Here is an 18015-nt window from a genome sequence, read left to right on the forward strand (position 1 = left end):
CCGCAGCCGCTGCTCGGCGGCCTGCTGCAGGCACCGGCCGCTGTGCAGGAGCAGTGGTGCTCCATCTACGATGAACAGGAGCACCGGTACAACACGCCTGCCGGCCCGGCGGAGTGGCTGCTGTATGCAGCCGTAGCCAGCTCCTGCGGCAGGCAGCCCCTGCTTGATTCCGCAGCTGAACAAGCGCTGCGCGGCCCGGGAGGCAAGGCCCTGCTCACCGGCCTTGCCTATTACAGGCTGCAGCTGGCAGCAGCCTGTACAGAGAAGGGGCATATGCCCGCCGGCAGTATTCCCCGGCTGCTGCTGGTGCGGTCCGCCATCCGCGAGGCCGGACGTGTGACGCAGCCGGACACGGCTCCTGCTGAACCGTTATGAGCGGTACAACTCTTATACCGCCGGAACGGGTATACAGCAGGCTCCCCGCGGGTTCACTTAGCTGTCTATGGGATGGGGAGCGGGCTGGCCGCCCCCTAGCTTCACTATCTGGTTAATGTATGATCATAGCCTCAATCCAGCGTACCCGGCAGCCTTATTCTTATACTGCTATAGAATTTCCCGAAATAAACACTTGATAGGCTTTTAGTAGGAATTACCTTTCCCCTGCCACTCCACCAGCCGCGGATGCTCATCCAGAATGGAGCGGTACTGCTCCAGGCTGCCCCACCGGCCTTCGGGGTCCAAGTCCATGTAGCGCTCGTATTTACGCCGCAGTTCCTCCGGGGATAGCGCCCAGCCGTAATGCTTCACCCGCAGCTCAGCCAGAAAACCGGGCAATACCGCATAAGACAGCGGAAGCCGGGGCACATGATGATCCATCCGCGGTGTAAAATAATGAAAATCCGGCAAATAGCGGACCAGCGTACGGGTATGCTTCGTGTGGATATTCCAGTGCTCATCTTCACGGTAATGGGTGGTGCCGCCCCAGAAATCGTACAGCCGGAAGCCTACCCAGTCGTACACATCCTGATCGATCAGCCGGCGCATCTCCCGCTTTGCCGCTTCTTCATAGAACTCGTCAGCATCCACAGACAGCAGCCAGTCGGGCCCGGTGGATAGCGCGAGCTCCCACAGCGTCTGCCGCAGCTCCCATTCCCGGCTGAACAGCGGACTCTCCAGCGTCACCAGCTTCGTTACCTTGGCAAAAGATTGGCACAGCCGTGCCGTGCCGTCCGTACTGCCGTCATCAACAATGACGATTTCATCCACGAAATCGCTTAGCTCCTCCAGCACCTGCTCCAGATAACGCCCGGCCTCGTTGCGAACCTGCATCATTGCGGTCAGCCGGTTCCCGGAGGCTTTGCGCAGCGGTCTAGACCTCATCATCTGCCATTCTCCCCCTTAATCGTCCGACTGCCTCCTCCAGATCAGCCATTTCCGCAAAAAGCGCCCGGGCTCCCTGATCCGCCCCGGCCGCCCGCAGGAAGCTGCGGATCGCCGCGTGCCTTTTTCCGTACAGCAGATACAGCGTCCCTTCCATTACCGGAATCTGCTGGAGGATGGAGATGGCCGCCCCGCTTCCCTGGAGCACCGCTGCAGCCGGGTCACCGGCTGTGTTTTCGGGCTCCTGCTGCAGCCGGAGTGCTTTTTCCCATTGAAAAGTATCCGTATAATTAAGCAGCAGCAGGGACCTGGCCTCCGGATCTGCCGCTCCTTCCAGCAGACGTATGGCTGCAGCCCCGTCCTCATTCAGCCGGTAGAGCTCCGCCTGCACCAGTTCACGCCGGCCGCTGTCCAGCCAGTGTTGCAGCTGCTCCGATACCGCCCGTTCTTCTGCAGTGAACGCAGTAATCTCATACTGGCGGACAGCCAGCTCCAGATTGCCGCGCTTCGCTTCCATTGCTGAAAAAAAACGGTAATGCGAGTGCAGGCAATCCGTGTAGTCATGGAGCAGCATCAGCTCGAAGGAACGGGTCAGCAGCTGCGCCGCACGCTCATCTCCGAGCAAATACAGATAAGACGCAGCCAGATAATGCACCGTAGGCTGCTTTGGCAGCTTCGTACACATGGACAGATAATACTCAGCCCGGTGCCTGAGCTGAATTGCGGCCCACGGCTCCACATCAGCAGCCTTATCCTGCGGATGCCACAGCTCCTCAAGCGCTCTTTTCCAGACCGCCTCATAATCCGCCAGAAAATACAGCCGTTCTCCCCTGCGGATCAGCCCGTAGGACAACGGACTGTCCCCGCTGAGATAGACAACACCGCTCCGGCTCAGCAGCTGCTCCAGATACAGCCGCTCCGAGGCCGTTGCCGTCAGATCGGCTTGTGCAGCCAGCAATCCGCTGTATTTATCCCACAAGCTGCCGTCTTCCCCTTCAGGACAGTGCTCCAGCAGAGCCACCACAAATGCCGGCGACAGTGCCAGCACATCCTGCAGCCAATAGGGTGAGGAGACCAGCACCGTGAAATCTTTTACCGGGAGCCTATAGATTTCTTCCAGAGACAGGGAACGGATGCCGCTCTCCGCCTGCTCGGAGGAACTCATTGTCCCTGCAAAAACAATATCCTCCCGCTCAGGCAAAACGTCCAGCAGTCTTTTGTAGCTGTATGCTTCCCAGGAGACGCCGCTGAAAATGATATAGTTCACTTTCGTGTCCCCCCCTCTCCGTCAGAAGGCAGATTATCATTCACGGAGCCACCGGCTCCCGAAGCAGGTCCCCCTGCTATGTAGCCTACCGCCAGCTCCGGACCCGGACAGAGCAGAAGACTGCGGCGGGAGGACTCCCTTTTGACAATGCGGCCCGGCATAATACCTCCCCGGTGTGCAGTTCGCTCAAGCGGCAGCACTGCCGCTGCGCCCCGTTCCGGGTAGCTTGGCAGCTCGGATTCTGCAAGTCCCGGCGCTGCGCTGACGATTAAAGCGGCAGTGCTATGCTGCAGAGCCTTCACAATCCGGGTTACATATTCACTGTCATAGCTAACGGATGCGGACAAGTAGACCGTCACTTCGCTTTGGTACATGGCAGAGAAGCTCTCAAGTGCATGCAGCCACAGCTTCTCCCCCTGCACCGTGATAACGGTATCCTGTTCATGGACAGGAAAATCAGGCGAGGTATCCGCCCAGCTGTCCCGTACACTGACCCAGCGTATATTCCCGTAGCTCTGCTGCGCCTGCAGCAAAAGCTGGCGCTGCATTGATGCCGCAGCCGGCCATTTGTCTTCAAAATACACTACCGCCGTCACAAGCGGCAGCGCTGCGGCTGTTCTGCCCAGCGGTATTGCCGGCTGCCGTTCTAGTGCAGACAGCTCCCCCGGAACCGGCAGCCCGGCTTCCCCCAGCCGTTCATCCGGAAGTCCCCATTTGGCACAATAAGCCCGCCCCGCTTCAGCGTATGCAGCCTGTTCTCCGCCATCCGTGTATCCGGTGTTGCCTTCCAGCGGCTGAAGGACATGAACATACGACGCGCTGCTGAGCGCAAGCCTTGCACCCAGCTGGCGGGCGCGCAGACACCAGTCGGCAATGATGTACCGCCGCTCACCGAGCGAGGCATCCAGCCCGCCGGTCCGCTGCAGGATGTCACGGGTAATGATCAGGCAGGGCCCGCTCAGCACCTGGACCTCCTGCCATTCTCCACGGAAGCGGCTCAGCTGGTGATTGACATAAGCGGACAGTTCAAGATCATTGCCAAAACGCAGCACTGCCCTGCCCTCCTGTTCCTCCGCTGCGGAGCAAGGTGCTGTAACATAGGCTGCCGGATCATCAATGGCCGGCCACAGCAGCTCGCCAAGCCACCCCGGAGTGACCATTACCCGATCCTCCACCAGTACGACAAAAGAGGTCCGGGCATCTGCCAAGGCCTCATTGGTCCGGTAATTTCCGCGCTCATAAGGAAGAAAGGACAGCTCTGTCTCTGCAGAGAGCTGCTCCAGCAGCGGTTCCAGCGGAAAGTCCTCCTTCATCACCACTCCTGTCAGGCGGACAGCAGGACCGGAATACAGCAGCAGCCGTTTCAGGCATTCTTCCGCCCACTCCTTATGCGCAAGCTCTACTATAATCGTCACACCGTCCCTGGTCGGCAGCGGCAGCAGCCCTTCCCGCTCAAGGTAACTGTATCTTCCAGCCAGCCGTTCCGGACTGACCGCATCCGCTTTAGCCTCAGCATTATAAGACATTCCCGTTTCACACTCCATCAGATAAAAACTTTGCTACCTATAGTGTATGAGCCGGCTTCGGCGTTATTCCTATTTCATTCCATCTCCCCTGAGTCAGGCTGATCCGCTGCCACACTGCTATTCCCCGGCTCCACCTCCGGCATTGCCGCCGCTGTCCGCTGCATTGCCCCCGCCGGCAGCATTGTCTGCCCCCGAAGACGGAGCCCCGGCGTTGCCTGAAGGTACCTCCTTCCCGCTGTTGCCGGCGCCGCTGCCTGTGCCGGAGCTGTTACCTGCTCCCCCGCCTGCGCCGCTGTCCGCTGCTCCGTTCTTATCTGCGCTCTGGCCCGGAGCCGGGATGGCGATGCCAGGTGCACTGCTGCCGTTATCCCCGACAGGGTTGCCCTGATTGTCGTAATAATACATCGGCACATCGCCGACCACCATCAGGTAGGACACCGGAATCTCCGTATCAACCACCTGCGGCTCCATGTCAAAAGGAACAACAACCGCAACCTCGGTGACGATATGAATATATACCTCGACAAGAATCATATTGATCCCCGCATTTTTCTGGCGGGTATTGAGCTCTACCTTGACTGCCCCCTGCGGCTCAATCTTGATCGGCACGTCAGGCCCGAATGAGGCGATCAGCGGGCTATCCAGCGCCTGGCCCAGCGGAATATGCTCTGTCCGGTTGTGCAGCTCCTGCAGTGTGCTCTGGATAACCTCCGCCGCCTGCGAGGTTATCCGCATATGCTCCCTGTAGTTGAGCATGAAGCCTGAAATTTTGCCGTTATTGTCTGTTTTCCAGTCGATCAGCGCCTCCGCATCTCCGCCATCCGCAACCTGGGAGGTAATAGCCTTATTAATGGATTCGGTAGCAATCTGCTTAACACGGATCTGGGCCAGATGAATGATCGGCGGACGCAGATGCTGCTCTACATACCGCAGACCCTGCAGCACTCCGATAGCCAGAACCAGGCTAAGAATAAGCCAGAAGCGTCCCCGCCTGCGCGGACGGGCCGGACCCGCACTTCCGTTACCGCTGTTCCGGCCGAACAGCCTTCCTCTGCCCTTAATACCTCCAGCACTTCCCTGCACTGCGGACAACGTCCCTGTGCTCCGGCTGCTGCCCGGCATCCACGAGCCGGACGGAGTACTCCCCTCGTACAAGCTTCCCTGCACGCGGCGCGTTTTCCTTCCCGCCGGCCACCACAGTCCCGTCCGTGCCGGCTTAGCCTTGAAGCCCGCACTGCGTCCGGCAGGCTGTTCTATGCCTGCCCGTGAGGGCCTCGCCTTAAAGGACGCACTCCGCCCGGCAGGCCGCGGCAGGCCGCCCCCGCTGATCCGCGGCAGCCGCAGACGGCCCAGGCGGCGCAGACCCGGCAGCGCTGCCCGCCGGCCTCCCCATTTCCGAATTCTGCCCATGCTTTTCTGTCCCCTCCCGGTATCCCTGCGGCCAAGCCGCTGCCAATTACTATAGGGTATTCAGGCATAGGACAAAAAAGAAGAACGCCCTCCCAGTGCCGTCACTGTGAAAAGCGTTCCTACTCGTATAATATTCTCTTTTACACCTTCAGGGTGCCCGCAGCGAACGTTAATCCGTCTTTACCCGATGCTTCCTACTGCATCCTGCTGCGCTTATCCTCCTGCAGATGACCCCAGTGGCGCCGTACAAAGACTGCCAGCAGAACAGCGATAAATACCGCATACCAGCCCAGGAATCCGCTCCATTCCTCGCGCGGAACGATCAGTGAAGAACCGATCGTCCCGAACAGCCAGATATAGGACAGGTTGCCGAGCACCGTGCCCCAGATATAAGCGGACACCTTAATCGGGGAAACCGCGGCCATAAAATTAATAATATTGCTGGGCATAATGGGAACTGTACGCAGCAGCACCAGCGTCCAGATGCCGTACCGGTCCAGGTAACGCTGCCACTTGTCGTAACGCTTCAGCTTGGATCTCCATTTGCGGTCAAACCAGCCGTACAAGTATCTGCGGAACAGGAAATAGATGAGGATCGAACCCAGATTGCAGGCCATCCAGCTGACCAGCATACCTCCGATGATATTGAACTCGGATACATGAAGCACAATCAGTATAGCAAGCGGAAAAAATCCGAAGAGGCTTTGCAGCAGTGTTAGCGGGACTGTCGCCAGCAAAATATAAGGCCCGCTTAAGCCCATACTCTGCAGCAGCCAGTCAATCCAGCCGTTAATCATTTCTGTCATGGAGCTGTCTCCTTTCCCGGCACTGCTGAATCAGCTCCGCTAAGTATTCATAATGATTTGTCAGAGTTCAAGAAAAACACCCCTTACGGGGTGTTTATTACAGATAATAATTACGTATGAACTTGTATGTAAAGAACAATCATCGGCTGAAACATTACAGTTTTGTAGCCATATGTTCTTTTCATCATAGCACACATTATTTACTGCTGCAAAAGTCTCTCCTGCTTCTTATCAGCTATTCATGAGCAGAAGCGATCCAGGCATTGACCTGCTCCTCATGCCCATCGACCCATTTTTTTGCCGCGTCCTCCGGTGACTGGCCGCCTGCAATATCAACCATAACCTGCTCCATATCCTCAGGAGTCCAGTTGAACTGGTCCAGGAAGCTGTATACCTCAGGCATATCCTCATTCAGGCCTGTACGTACCATAGTATGAATCTGTTCAGCCCCGCCGTATACAGCCTGCGGGTCTTCCAGATATTTCAGGTCCATGTTGGCAAACATCCAGTGCGGGGTCCATCCGGTCACAACAATAGGCTGATTGTTCTGATAAGACTTCTCCAGCTCCTGAACCATGGCTGCGGACGAGCTTTCAAGCAGTGTATAATCACTCAAGCCGTACGCCTCAATCGCCTTCTCGGTAGCCATCATAATGCCTGCTCCCGGCTCAATGCCGACGATCCGGTTCTGCAGCGTTCCCGCCAGCTCCGCATTGTTCAGATCCTCGATAGAGTTAATATCCATGTAGGTTGGAACGGCAAGTCCGGTTTTGGTTCCGTCCAGGTTGGGGCCCAGATCTTCAAGCTTGCTGCCGTATTGTTCCAGGTAGGATGCATGTGTGCTCGGCAGCCAGGCGGCAACCATCGCATCTGCACTTCCGTCAGCAATACCAGCCCACATCGGGCCGGCATCGACCTGCAGCATTTCTACAGACATGTCGAGCTTCGATTCAAGGACTTCTTTTACAACATAAGTGCTTGCAATCTCTGAGTCCCAGGCCACATAAGCCAGCTTCACCGTCTTGTTACCGCCTGATCCGGACGAGCATCCGGCTAAAGCAGCCACCACCAGCAGAACAGTCAACAGTAATCCTATGCTTTTCTTCTTCATCAATCACTCACACTCCTATGGTTTAATTAGTTTTGTTGCTTGGTTTTGAACAGCTTCTGGGTCAGACGGTCAAGCAGAATGGCGATAATAACAATCGCAATCCCGGCTTCAAAGCCTGCTCCGGTCTTGGCCTGCGATACGGCCCGGTAGACATATGCACCTACACCCTGGGCGCCAATCATCGATGAGATAACGACCATGGACAGCGACAGCATAATCGTCTGGTTAATCCCGGCCATGATGGTCGGCATTGCTATCGGCAGCTGAAGCTTGAACAGCTTCTGTCCTGATGTGGAGCCGAAGGCATCTGCAGCCTCAACCAGCTCCTCCGATACCTGACGGATACCCAGATTGGTCAGCCGGATCGTCGGCGGAATCGCAAATATAATGGAAGCGATAACCCCGGGCACTACGCCCAGTGAGAAAAAGGATACCGCCGGCAGCAGATAGACAAACGCCGGCATCGTCTGCATGAAATCAAGCACAGGCGTAACAATATTCTGTACGGTCTTGCTCTGGGCGCATAACACACCGACCGGCACGCCGATCAGTACGGCCAGCACCGAGGCAGTCAGCACCAGCGCCAGCGATTGCATCGACGGGTTCCACAAGCCGAGGTTGTCGATCAGGAGCAGCCCGACCACCGCAAACAGCGCCATCCGCCATTTGCCGATCCAGTAAGCAAGCGCAGCTATAATAAGGGTCAGTACAATGGCCGGCAGAAAGGTCAACGCCGCTTCAATCCCGGTCACCATCCCGCCGATAACTGCATGAATCAGGTCGAACAGCGGGCCGAAGTAAGTCATCAGCCAATCCTCAATCCATTCAATGCCCTGGCCTATAGGGAGTTTGGGTATGTTCATACCAAAGCACCTCCTTCTGGAACCGCATTGCCGGCAAGTGCGGACAGCACGGCTCCTTTGATCACGATCCCCTTCAGCCTGTCATTCTCATCGACCACTGCAACGGGCAGATGGGTCGCCGACATCAGCTCAAACAGATCATTCAGCAGCGTCTCCGGACGCACACGGGGAATCTCCCGCTGCATAACCTCCAGAATGCTGAGATTTTCCTTCAGCGCTCTAGCCGCATCGTCTGCCGTAACAACACCCTGCAGCTTCATTTCATTATTCGCCACATACAGGCTGGACACGCCGCTGTCCCGCATCAGCTGCAGGGCTACACGCGGTCCGCGCTCCGGCCGGATCATTTCCGGCTGGCGCATTACATGCGCCGCAGTCAGTACCTTGGACAAATCCACGTCCTCGACGAAGCGCTCCACATACTTGTTGGCCGGCTGAATCAGAATTTCCTCCGGTGTACCGATCTGTACAATTACACCGTCCTTCATCAGGGCTATCCGGTCACCGATACGCAGCGCCTCGTCCAGATCATGGGTGATGAACACAATTGTTTTCTTCACTCTTGCCTGCAGCTCCAGCAGCTCCTGCTGCATATCCTTGCGGATCAGCGGGTCAAGCGCACTGAATGCTTCATCCATAAGCAGAATATCGGGATCATTGGCTAGTCCTCTGGCCAGACCCACACGCTGCTGCATCCCGCCGCTAAGCTGATCGGGGCGGTGGTTCTCCCAGCCCTTCAGTCCGACAAGCTCCAGTGCCTCCATGGCACGCCGGGTGCGCTCTTTTTTGTCTACACCCTGTACTTCAAGTCCGTATTCGGCATTGGCCAGCACGCTGCGGTGCGGAAACAGGCCGAACTTCTGGAATACCATCCCGATATTTTTACGCCGGAACGTCCGCAGCTCCTCAGAGCTCATCCGGACTACATCCTTGCCTTTAAATAGAACCTGGCCGCCGGTAGGCTCAATCAAACGGTTCAATAACCGGACAAGCGTCGATTTGCCGCTCCCCGATAAGCCCATAATGACAAAAATTTCACCTTCACTGATGCTGAATTCAGCTTTGTTGACCCCTACGGTCAGCTTGGCCTCACGGGCAATCTTCTCTTTGGACCACCCCTGCTCCAATAATGGAAGGGCGCGTCCTGCATCGTTACCGAATACTTTGGTTAGTTGTTTCACCTCTATAATTGCCATGGTGACCTCCTTTTCCCCTTTTCGTTATTCAGGCAGTTGCTCCTCAATAAGTGTAGCGGAGTTGTGAAATAGGACGCAAAGCCCGTATACGCTAAAAATTTAGTGTACAGTTTTAACTTTACGTACTTTACATAAAGAATACTCTGTTTTTCTCCATATTTCGTTTCAGGTGCATTCTTTACTTATTGAAGAGGATTTGTTTACAATACATTTGAGAGGTTTGCAGTCTATCAGCCTAATCCTCAGGAGGGACACCATGAACGATTTAGAAGGGCTTGAGCCCGAGCAGATAAACAGAATCAGCAAGGCCCGCGAGCGGGTGATTGATTCTATCGGCAAAAACATGGATTTATACGGAATAACGCTGTCTATCGGACATTTATATGGTTATATGTACTTTAACGAAGGCCCGGTAACGCTGGACGAATTGAGCCGCACCATGGGAATGAGCAAGACCTCCATGAGCACAGGCGTCCGCACGCTGCTGGATCTGAAGATGATCGATAAAGTATGGGGAAAAGGCACACGCAAGGACCTGTTCGAGGTCGTCCCCGACTGGCATCAGAACTTCAGCGACTACTTCTCGATCAAGTGGAGAAAAGCGGTTGAAGGCAATATGATCGCCTTAACCAAATCACTCACCGAAATCAGGGACATGCAGGCTGAATATGCGGAGAATGCCGAAATACTGCGTCTTTTGTTAAACGATGAAGAGAAGATTATGGAAGCAATCAAATACTACCGCTGGCTGCTGAAGCTGATTGAGGCGCTGGAAACCGGCAAGATTTTTGAACTGATCCCTAAAGAAACCTAAACGCTTATTAAAGTATGTCTTACCTTCACCGAAAAAATTACACTGGTACCCTGTTACTTCCCCCCCTGCACGCCAAAGAGCCGCAGTCCCTTTAAGGGCTGCGGCCTTTTGTATTTTTTTGACTCCAACCTGAACGCAGCCCGGCTCCGTCCTCTTGTTACAACACCTCTTCGAGCACAACATTATCTATTACAATCCGGTTGCCGGCGCTGATTGCCGTGTTCGTAGACTGGCTGTTGCCCGTAATCAGCCCCATCAGGAAAACCACATGCGCCAAGGTATCCGTTCCGCCGCTCATGGTGAAGGTATAGCTGAATTCCTTCATTTCACCGGTCAAGGCGACACTCTCCGCAGGCAGATACTTCGCATAATCACCGCCCTTATGTTCGATGGCTACTTCAATCAGGCGGTCAATATCAGAGCGGGCCTGGAAGGTCAGCCGGTAGGTTGTACCCTGTTCCAGCTTCAGGTCAGCGTAGTCTACCTGTGCGCTATAGCTTGCATTGCCTGTTCCGGTAAGGCTGACGGCCAGTTCCCCGTTAACAGCCTGAGCAGAGCCGGTTCCGTCAAAATACTGCGTCCAGCCCTCCAGCCCCTTCGCTGCGTCAAAGGCTCCGTTATCCAAAGTACCGCTTGCCGTGCCGCCAGTCACCTCCGTAATTATGATATCGTCCAGTGACAGGATATGCGCTGTGCCGTTAGCCGTTTTGTCCGTGCCTGCTGTGGCACCGATCAGATAATTCAGCTTCAGCGGGCTGTTGTCAGCAACGGTAAACTGCGCGCTGTAAGTCGCCCAGGTAGCCGTGATATCGAATTTTGCCTGCTGGGAGGCAGCGGAGGTACCGCTGTATTCCACAATAATCTGCCGTGGCACCGTCGATTTGGCCTTGAAGCTAAGCTCATAGGTTCTGCCGGCCTGCAGCTGGATACCTTCCTGGAATAACTGGTTAGCCCAGAGCTGGCTTCCGGCTGCACCGATGTCAATATTGGCTGTACCATCCGTTACACTTAACACGGCTGCTCCGCCTTCACCGGACCACGTATTCCAGCCGGCGGTTCCGCTTGTGAACGAGCCGTTCACCACCAGATTGCTGCCTCCGGCCAGAATCACCTGCGTTACCGCCGCAGGGACGTAACCTTCCGCTTCTACGGTAATGATATAGCTTCCTTCTGCCGGAAAAGCGGCGGCGTTAACCGTAATCACGCCGGGCTCAATACTGTATTGCGCAGGGGGGAGTACAGCTTCATTCACTCTAACCCCCTGAATCTTGCTCCGCCAGGTTTCATTGTCAGTGAAGAGTAGCTGGACCGGCTGTCCCGTCCGGTTATTGGTGCTGTCAGCAAGCAGCTCCTGCGGCTTGGCCGGGGCGCCTTTGATCTGGAATTTCACATTATCAATAATGACATCATGCGCATCCGCAATACTGACGCCGTCCACCTTGCCCAGGAGGAATTTCAGCGAAAGTGTATCCTTTATGCCCTGCCGGAACTCGTATGTGTAATGGGCGCCTTCCGGCGTCACCTCAATGAGCTTAGTGAAGGAAGGGGTATAGGACGCATTCTCTACGTTAATGCCGATCTTACGGGCGACAGTAGACTTGGCATCAAACTCAATGACATATTCCGCTCCGGCTGATGCCTTCAGCCCGTTCTGGAACAGCATGACTGAGTAGTTCTGGCTGCCGGTATTGGTTATGCTGAATTTGGCCGCCCCGTCAGTGACCGCAGCCGCACTCTGTCCGCCCTGCTCGGTCAGCAGGCGTTCCCAGCTGCTGAAGCCGAAGCTGAAATCCCCGTTCACCAGCGGATAATACACAAGCGACGGATCGTAATAGGTGCTGGTCCGCAGCAACACGAAATTATCCAGCTGCACGTTGCCTGCTGCGCCGCCGAGACGGAGGACAAACTGTCCTTCATGGTCGGTGGCTCCGCCCAGTCCCTTGAATTCGGCAGTGATGTCCTGCGCTCCAGCGGCAAACTCCACTTCCTTGGAGGCATACACCGTACCGTCTTTACTGAGCAGCTCGATTACGGCTGTCCGCGGGGCAGAGACCTGCGCGTCAAAGGTAAGCATATAATCCTGGCCGTTCACCAGATAGATGCCTTTCTGCAGCAGCTGTACATCGGCTCCTTCAGCTCCGCTGCCTGCAATCTGCAGCTGCAGATGCCCATTGCCGTCCACGGCGCTGCTTACTTCCGCTCCGCCGGATGCGGCGGCATGCCAGAAGCCAAGGCGGTCAACGCCTCCAAGATCAAAGGTCCCGTTGTACAGATGATTGCCGCTGCCCAGCGGCGTTTTGGCGCTGTCATGCTCGAACGGGATATTGTCGATCTCCGTAAGGCGGGCATTACCCAGCCATACGGGAGCTGTGTTCGTACCCAGGTTAAATTCAACCCGTGCTGCAATATCCGAATTCTCCTTCATCTGGAACATCGTTTCATAGTGCGTCAACGTTCCGATCAGTTCGGCCTTGAGTCCGGGCGAGTACGCCTGATAGCCGCGCGACTCCCCGCCTGTCAGTCTGACATTAATGCTCCGCTCCGTATCCGTTTTGGCATCGAAGCTGAGCTTGTAGAATCTGCCTTTAGCCAGCGATACAATAGCCTGCGGCTGGATCGAATAGGAATTACCGCCGGCGCTGCTGATGTCCACCTTCAGGAAATTTTGCCCGCCGGCCGGTTCCAGGCTTGCTTCTGCGGCAGCTCCGGCTTCCTTGTACAGAACCCAGTGCGCTGTATTCGGAATGCCCATACCGGCATCCCCTTCCCGCTGCTCGGTGAAGCCGTTGTTATGAATGAGGTTGCCGTCTCCGGTTGGAGCAAGCGAGCCCTCCGGATATGGCTCCTTCGCAATCGTTACAGGCACCGGCTCACGGTATTCACGGCCGGTCAGCTCATACACACGCACATAATCGACAGACATCGACTGCGGGAACACCGTCTCCGGAGTCGGATTGCCGTCAAAGTTGCCGCCTACGGCTAGATTCATCAGGAGATGGAATTCCTGATTGAACGGAGCCGGATAGGCATTGTTAGCCGGCTGGCCGACGCTGATGCTGTACCAGTCATTTTTGGTCTGGTACAATACACCGTCTACGTACCAGCGAAGCTCTCCCGGCTCCCATTCAAGGGAATAAGTATGGTAACCGGCAATGGTTTCGTTATCCGGGAACACATATTCTTTGCCGGAATATACATTATCCGGCCAGAAGCCGCCGTAATGAATAGTACCGGCAACGGTGTCCGGCCGGCTGCCCCAGCCCTCCATAATATCAATTTCACCGGAAGCGGCCCAGTTGCCATACTCATAGTTTTCCGGCAGCATCCAGATGGCCGGCCACAGGCCTTTGCCGGTCGGCGCTTTTGCCCGGATCTCGAATTTGCCGTATTTTTTGCTGAACAGCCCTTTGGTCTTGATCCGCGAAGAGGTATATTCCTTGCCGTTTACAGATTCCTTATGTGCAGTAATAACCAGATTGCCGTCTGCTTCTTTTACATTCTTCTCATCGTCGGTGTACCATTCCAGCTCATTATTGCCCCAGCCGGGATTGCCGACTGCAGTACCGTCGCCCAGATCGTAGGTCCACTTCTCCGGATCAATGCTGCCGTCGTTGAATTCGTCGCTCCATACCATTGTCCACATGCCGGCTGTCGGTGTTGGTGTGGCCGTGGGCTGCGGCGCCGCAGTTGCAGTAGGTGCCGGCGATGCGGTAGCGCCGGAGGAGCCTCCGCTTACAAGTACCGGAGCAGCAGCCTTTAATTCACTGCTGCTGCCTTTGGCAACGGGAACGCCGCCGCTCGTAATGCCGTCTGCATTATTGGTTACCTTCCCGAAGCTGCCGTTGCCCTGAATAGCTGTCCCCGAAGCGTTGGCAGAAAGCAGGAGCTCTCCTACCCGGGCGTTATCTGCCAGCACAATCATGCTTGGAGTACTCAGGTGAAGCTTGGCCAGCTTACCGGAGAAGCCCAGCAGCAGACTGCCGGTCGTGCTGTCCGCCGTACTGACTGTATTGAAATCCCCCTTCAGGCTGACCTCTTTGACGCCTGAGCCGATCCCGACATCGGTGAAGCCCGCTCCAGTGAGCGTCCCTTCCTCCAGTACTGCACCGGAGCCCAGGTATACGCTCCCTGTTGCAGTGCTGCCCGCGGCGTGCAGGCGGATGCTGCCGGCCGGTTTTGACACTTCCACTTTTCCGAGCTTACTGTTCTGCAGGTTTACCGAATGTATCCCGCCGCCGCGGACATAGGTTATCCCTTCCACATCCACACCGTCCAGCGTGGCATTTCCTTCAGCGATCCCCTCTGTGAGATAGAGATTACCTTCAATATCTGTATTCTGCAAAACAATATCGGTACTGCTAAGTACGACATTCCCCTTTACTGTTCCCAGAGAAGCCTCCCCCGGAGAGGTAACCAGCCCCGCTACCATCAGGTCAGCAGTCCGGGCCAGCTCAGCACGGGTGATGGCACCGTCTGGCTTGAATAAGCCCCCGGGATAGCCCTGCACATAGCCTGCTGCAGTAAGCGCCGACACCGCTCCGGCCAGTTCACTGCCTGCTGCCGTCAGGTCTGTGTACACCGCCGGCTGTGTTTCCGCTTCCAGACGAAAAATCTTCTGCAGCGCCACTGCAGCTTCGCCGCGGGTCAGCTTTGCGGACGGATGAATCAGATTGTCCGCATCTGCACTCAGATACCCTGCGGCAACTGCCTTGGCAATATCGCTTGTGAACCAGCGATTGCCTGCCGCATCGGCAGGAAGCGCAGACGCCTCCGTCTTATAGCTGAACAGACGATTCATGATGACTGCGAACTCTGCCTTCGTAATCTGTGTATTCGGCCGGATCGTTCCATCCCCGTAGCCGTTCATCACGCCAATGCCTACCCAGCGCTGCAGTGACTGGACAGCCCAATGATCCGCCTTTATATCGGTAAACGCTTTCAATCCATCAGTTACAGCAGACTGCGGAGCAATTGTAGCCGAAGGCTCCGTTGCTGCCTCCGCAGCTCCGCTCCCCATCGGCGACAGCAGACCTGCCGCCAATACAACGGCAGCAAGCGCCGCTGAAATGTTCTTTTTCATCCTCTGTTCTCCTCCTCAGATTACGGAATCACTGATCAAACTAATCGAAATCGGTTTCGGTAGTACGGTCCATTCTCTGCCTGATCTGAATACAGTATAGGCAGTATCCGGATCTCTTCTCTTTACTGGTATTGGCGATGCAATAACCGTTGACTTGCCCGGAGAAGTTGAATAGACTTAACTGTAACTATATGGAGTACCGGACAAGGCTATAAAACCAGTTGAAACCGGCAGTTTACCCGTCTTCTGGTCTGGTTCCCTTATCATGCGGAGGGTGGAATTAATGCACGTGAATATCAAAAAAATTGCCGAAATGGCCGGGGTATCCGTATCCACTGTTTCGAAAATTATGAATAACTACAATGATGTTTCCGAAAAAACCAAGCAAAGAGTTCTGGAAATCATTGAACAGACGGGGTATTCCCCCTCGAATTCCGCTAAAACGCTGGCTACTAAAAAATCCAATCTGATCGGTGTCATTTTTGCCGGTGAGCTCAACGTGGAAATTACGCACCCGTTCTTCGTCGAGGTGCTGAACTCCTTCAAGAAACAGATGGGGGTGCTCGGCTACGATCTGATTTTCTTTTCCAACGAAAAATTTGTCAGCGGCGGTGATTACTACTCCCGGTGTGTTCATTTTCATGTGGACGGCTGTGTCATCATCTCCGGGGAAAAAATGGAGCCTGCCATCCACGACCTGGATATGAGCACCATTCCCTGCATCGGCGTTGACCTGGAGCTAAAAGGCACTAAGTCAGGCTACGTGATGTCGGATAACTATCAGATTGCTTCCAAGGTGGTGGAGCATCTGTATCTGCTCGGGCACAGGGAGCTTGGATTCATTGGCAGCACGGGCGATTCCGGTATCTCCAGCCAGCGGGAGGCAGGCTACATGAAGGCAATTGAGAGCTTCGGCCTGACTCTTAACCCCGGCTGGTTCGTCCATGGCGATGACTTCTTTGAGCCAAGCGGCTATGCGGCTATGCAGCAGCTGATTGAAAGAGGCCCCCTGCCCAAGGCGGTATTTGCCGCCTCCGATCTGCTGGCCCTCGGTGCCATCCGGGCCTTGAAGGAGCACGGCCTCCGGATTCCTGAGGATGTGGCCGTCATCGGCTGTGATGACATCGAGGCCTGCAAATACACCAGCCCTACACTGACCACCATCCGCCAGAACAAAGAGCGTCTGGGTGTACTCGCCGCTCACATGCTGTTTGACCTGATCAACAACCAGTCCGAAGGCGGCTCCTTCGTCGTTGAGCCCGCACTGATCATCCGCGAATCCTGCGGCAGCGCTCTGCGGAGCTGAGCCGCTGCATCGCCGCGCCTGACGGGCGGATTTGGCGTTTCGCGGCGGCTTCTGCGCCCGAGACTCTGCATCGCCGCGCCTAGCGGGCGGATTTGGCGTTTCGCGGCGGCGGCTGCTGCGCTCGAGCCGCAGCATCGCCGCGCCTGGCGGGCGGATTTGGCGTTTCGCGGCGGCTTCGGCGCCCGAGACTCTGCATCGCTGTGCCTGGCGGGCGGATTTGGCGCTTCGCGGCGGCTTCTTCACCTAGTTACCGAATCCACCGCAACGCGGCCGCCCGCTAACTCCCCTCGCTAACTCACTTAAGTGGAAATCCGCCACTTAATTCACTGGTGAAGGCCCGAAAAAGCATTTTAGTGGGAAAAACTCCACTTAATCCCTCAAACTTCACCGTCAAGGGGCAAAACGGACCGAATTAGATGGACTTTTTCCAGCTAATCACTTTGAAGATCACGAAAACACAGCATTAACTGGCGATTTTCCAACTAAATTTTGTGCGAACTGTGTGATTTGTGTGGCCTGTGCAACTTGTGTGATTTGTGTGATTTGTGTGAACTGTGCAACTTGTGTAGCTTGTGTGACCTGCGTGCCCCGTCTGCTCGTCACACTTTTGCGGCCTTCCCGAACAACGTGCTCAACTTCACATCTTCCCGCCCCGAATAACAGCCAGACTTTACAACGTGTACATCTGAAATCTGCAGGTTTTCTGCAAACTTTCTGCAGGCTATCCTTCATTCATTTTTGACATAATGTGTTAATCTGCCTTTACATCCTGCGCTTAAAATTTCTTTACATCATCCCGTCAATCATTCTCTACATCCCCTGCTAAATATCACAAGCAGTATGTGCAGGATACCTCGCAGCGGCCCCCCTTTCAGCCTCAACTATCAAGCTCCGAATGATTTCGAGTGTATTACCAATACAAATTCCGAAAATAGCATAATTCAACAAATCGGATTCACCACCAAAACCGAAAACGTTTTCGATAATATAATCTCTCATTTCATACAGGCATTCAAGGCGCCGTTTTTCTGATTTCGGGTATGATTTTTCGGTTATACAGTGAAAAAGAGGGAGGAAGCACGGGAGGCTGAACTTGGGGAAGCGAGACTCATGAGACTGGACTCGGCTGGCGGGACTTGGAGAACTGACTCAGGTAGCGGGGCGCGAATACGGGGTTTGGAGAGCGGGACCCAGGCGCGGGACTTAGAGTGCTGACTCGAATAGCGGGACTCAAGTCCGGGACTTGGAGCACTGGCTCGGATAGCGGGACTCAAGTGCGGACCATGGAGAACTGAGCCGGGATAGCAGGACTCAAG

At 55.4% G+C, this 18015-nt stretch carries 12 protein-coding genes; 3 read left to right on the top strand and 9 right to left on the bottom strand.

Annotation, left to right across the window (positions count from 1 at the left end; translation table 11 throughout):
* Positions 1-375 (top strand): hypothetical protein (locus BN3772_RS29930; RefSeq protein WP_042204405.1); only part of this gene is annotated, 375 nt, incomplete at its 5' end.
* A gap of 204 nt (positions 376-579) precedes the next feature.
* Here BN3772_RS29930 and BN3772_RS29935 read toward each other — a convergent pair.
* The 8 genes from BN3772_RS29935 to BN3772_RS29970 form a co-directional block, all read right to left on the bottom strand.
* Positions 580-1323 carry a glycosyltransferase gene (locus tag BN3772_RS29935; RefSeq protein ID WP_042204407.1) on the bottom strand — a complete coding sequence of 248 codons (744 nt, stop codon included), beginning with the start codon at positions 1321-1323 and terminating at the stop codon, positions 580-582.
* Positions 1310-2587: a hypothetical protein gene (locus tag BN3772_RS29940; protein ID WP_042204410.1), complete on the bottom strand. Its 1278-nt coding sequence runs from the start codon at positions 2585-2587 to the stop codon at positions 1310-1312. The genes BN3772_RS29935 and BN3772_RS29940 overlap by 14 nt, the downstream gene beginning before the upstream one ends.
* Positions 2584-4113: a glycosyltransferase family protein gene (locus tag BN3772_RS29945; RefSeq protein WP_042204412.1), complete on the bottom strand. Its 1530-nt coding sequence runs from the start codon at positions 4111-4113 to the stop codon at positions 2584-2586. The genes BN3772_RS29940 and BN3772_RS29945 overlap by 4 nt, the downstream gene beginning before the upstream one ends.
* A 117-nt stretch (positions 4114-4230) precedes the next feature.
* Positions 4231-5235 (bottom strand): sporulation protein YunB, encoded by a 1005-nt coding sequence (yunB, locus tag BN3772_RS29950; RefSeq protein ID WP_086074830.1) that lies wholly within the window; start codon positions 5233-5235, stop codon positions 4231-4233.
* A gap of 482 nt (positions 5236-5717) precedes the next feature.
* Positions 5718-6329, bottom strand: coding sequence for a TVP38/TMEM64 family protein (locus BN3772_RS29955; protein ID WP_042204414.1), 612 nt, complete (start codon positions 6327-6329; stop codon positions 5718-5720).
* Positions 6330-6564: 235 nt separating this feature from the next.
* Positions 6565-7440 carry a glycine betaine ABC transporter substrate-binding protein gene (locus BN3772_RS29960; protein WP_042204415.1) on the bottom strand — a complete coding sequence of 292 codons (876 nt, stop codon included), beginning with the start codon at positions 7438-7440 and terminating at the stop codon, positions 6565-6567.
* A 26-nt stretch (positions 7441-7466) separates the two neighbouring features.
* Positions 7467-8303 carry an ABC transporter permease gene (locus BN3772_RS29965; protein ID WP_042204417.1) on the bottom strand — a complete coding sequence of 279 codons (837 nt, stop codon included), beginning with the start codon at positions 8301-8303 and terminating at the stop codon, positions 7467-7469.
* Positions 8300-9499, bottom strand: coding sequence for a quaternary amine ABC transporter ATP-binding protein (locus tag BN3772_RS29970; protein WP_042180531.1), 1200 nt, complete (start codon positions 9497-9499; stop codon positions 8300-8302). The genes BN3772_RS29965 and BN3772_RS29970 overlap by 4 nt, the downstream gene beginning before the upstream one ends.
* 256 nt (positions 9500-9755) lie before the next feature.
* On the opposite strand from BN3772_RS29970, the gene BN3772_RS29975 reads away from it, so the two are divergent.
* Positions 9756-10313: a GbsR/MarR family transcriptional regulator gene (locus BN3772_RS29975; RefSeq protein ID WP_042204420.1), complete on the top strand. Its 558-nt coding sequence runs from the start codon at positions 9756-9758 to the stop codon at positions 10311-10313.
* 157 nt (positions 10314-10470) lie between these two features.
* Here the strand turns inward: BN3772_RS29975 and BN3772_RS31465 are convergent, their stop codons facing one another.
* Positions 10471-15393 carry a carbohydrate binding domain-containing protein gene (locus tag BN3772_RS31465; protein ID WP_244444877.1) on the bottom strand — a complete coding sequence of 1641 codons (4923 nt, stop codon included), beginning with the start codon at positions 15391-15393 and terminating at the stop codon, positions 10471-10473.
* A 289-nt stretch (positions 15394-15682) separates the two neighbouring features.
* On the opposite strand from BN3772_RS31465, the gene BN3772_RS29995 reads away from it, so the two are divergent.
* Positions 15683-16699 (top strand): LacI family DNA-binding transcriptional regulator, encoded by a 1017-nt coding sequence (locus BN3772_RS29995; RefSeq protein WP_042204422.1) that lies wholly within the window; start codon positions 15683-15685, stop codon positions 16697-16699.
* Positions 16700-18015 lie beyond the last annotated feature (1316 nt).

The organism is Paenibacillus camerounensis (genome assembly GCF_000723885.1).
GTDB lineage: Bacteria > Bacillota > Bacilli > Paenibacillales > Paenibacillaceae > Paenibacillus_AQ > Paenibacillus_AQ camerounensis.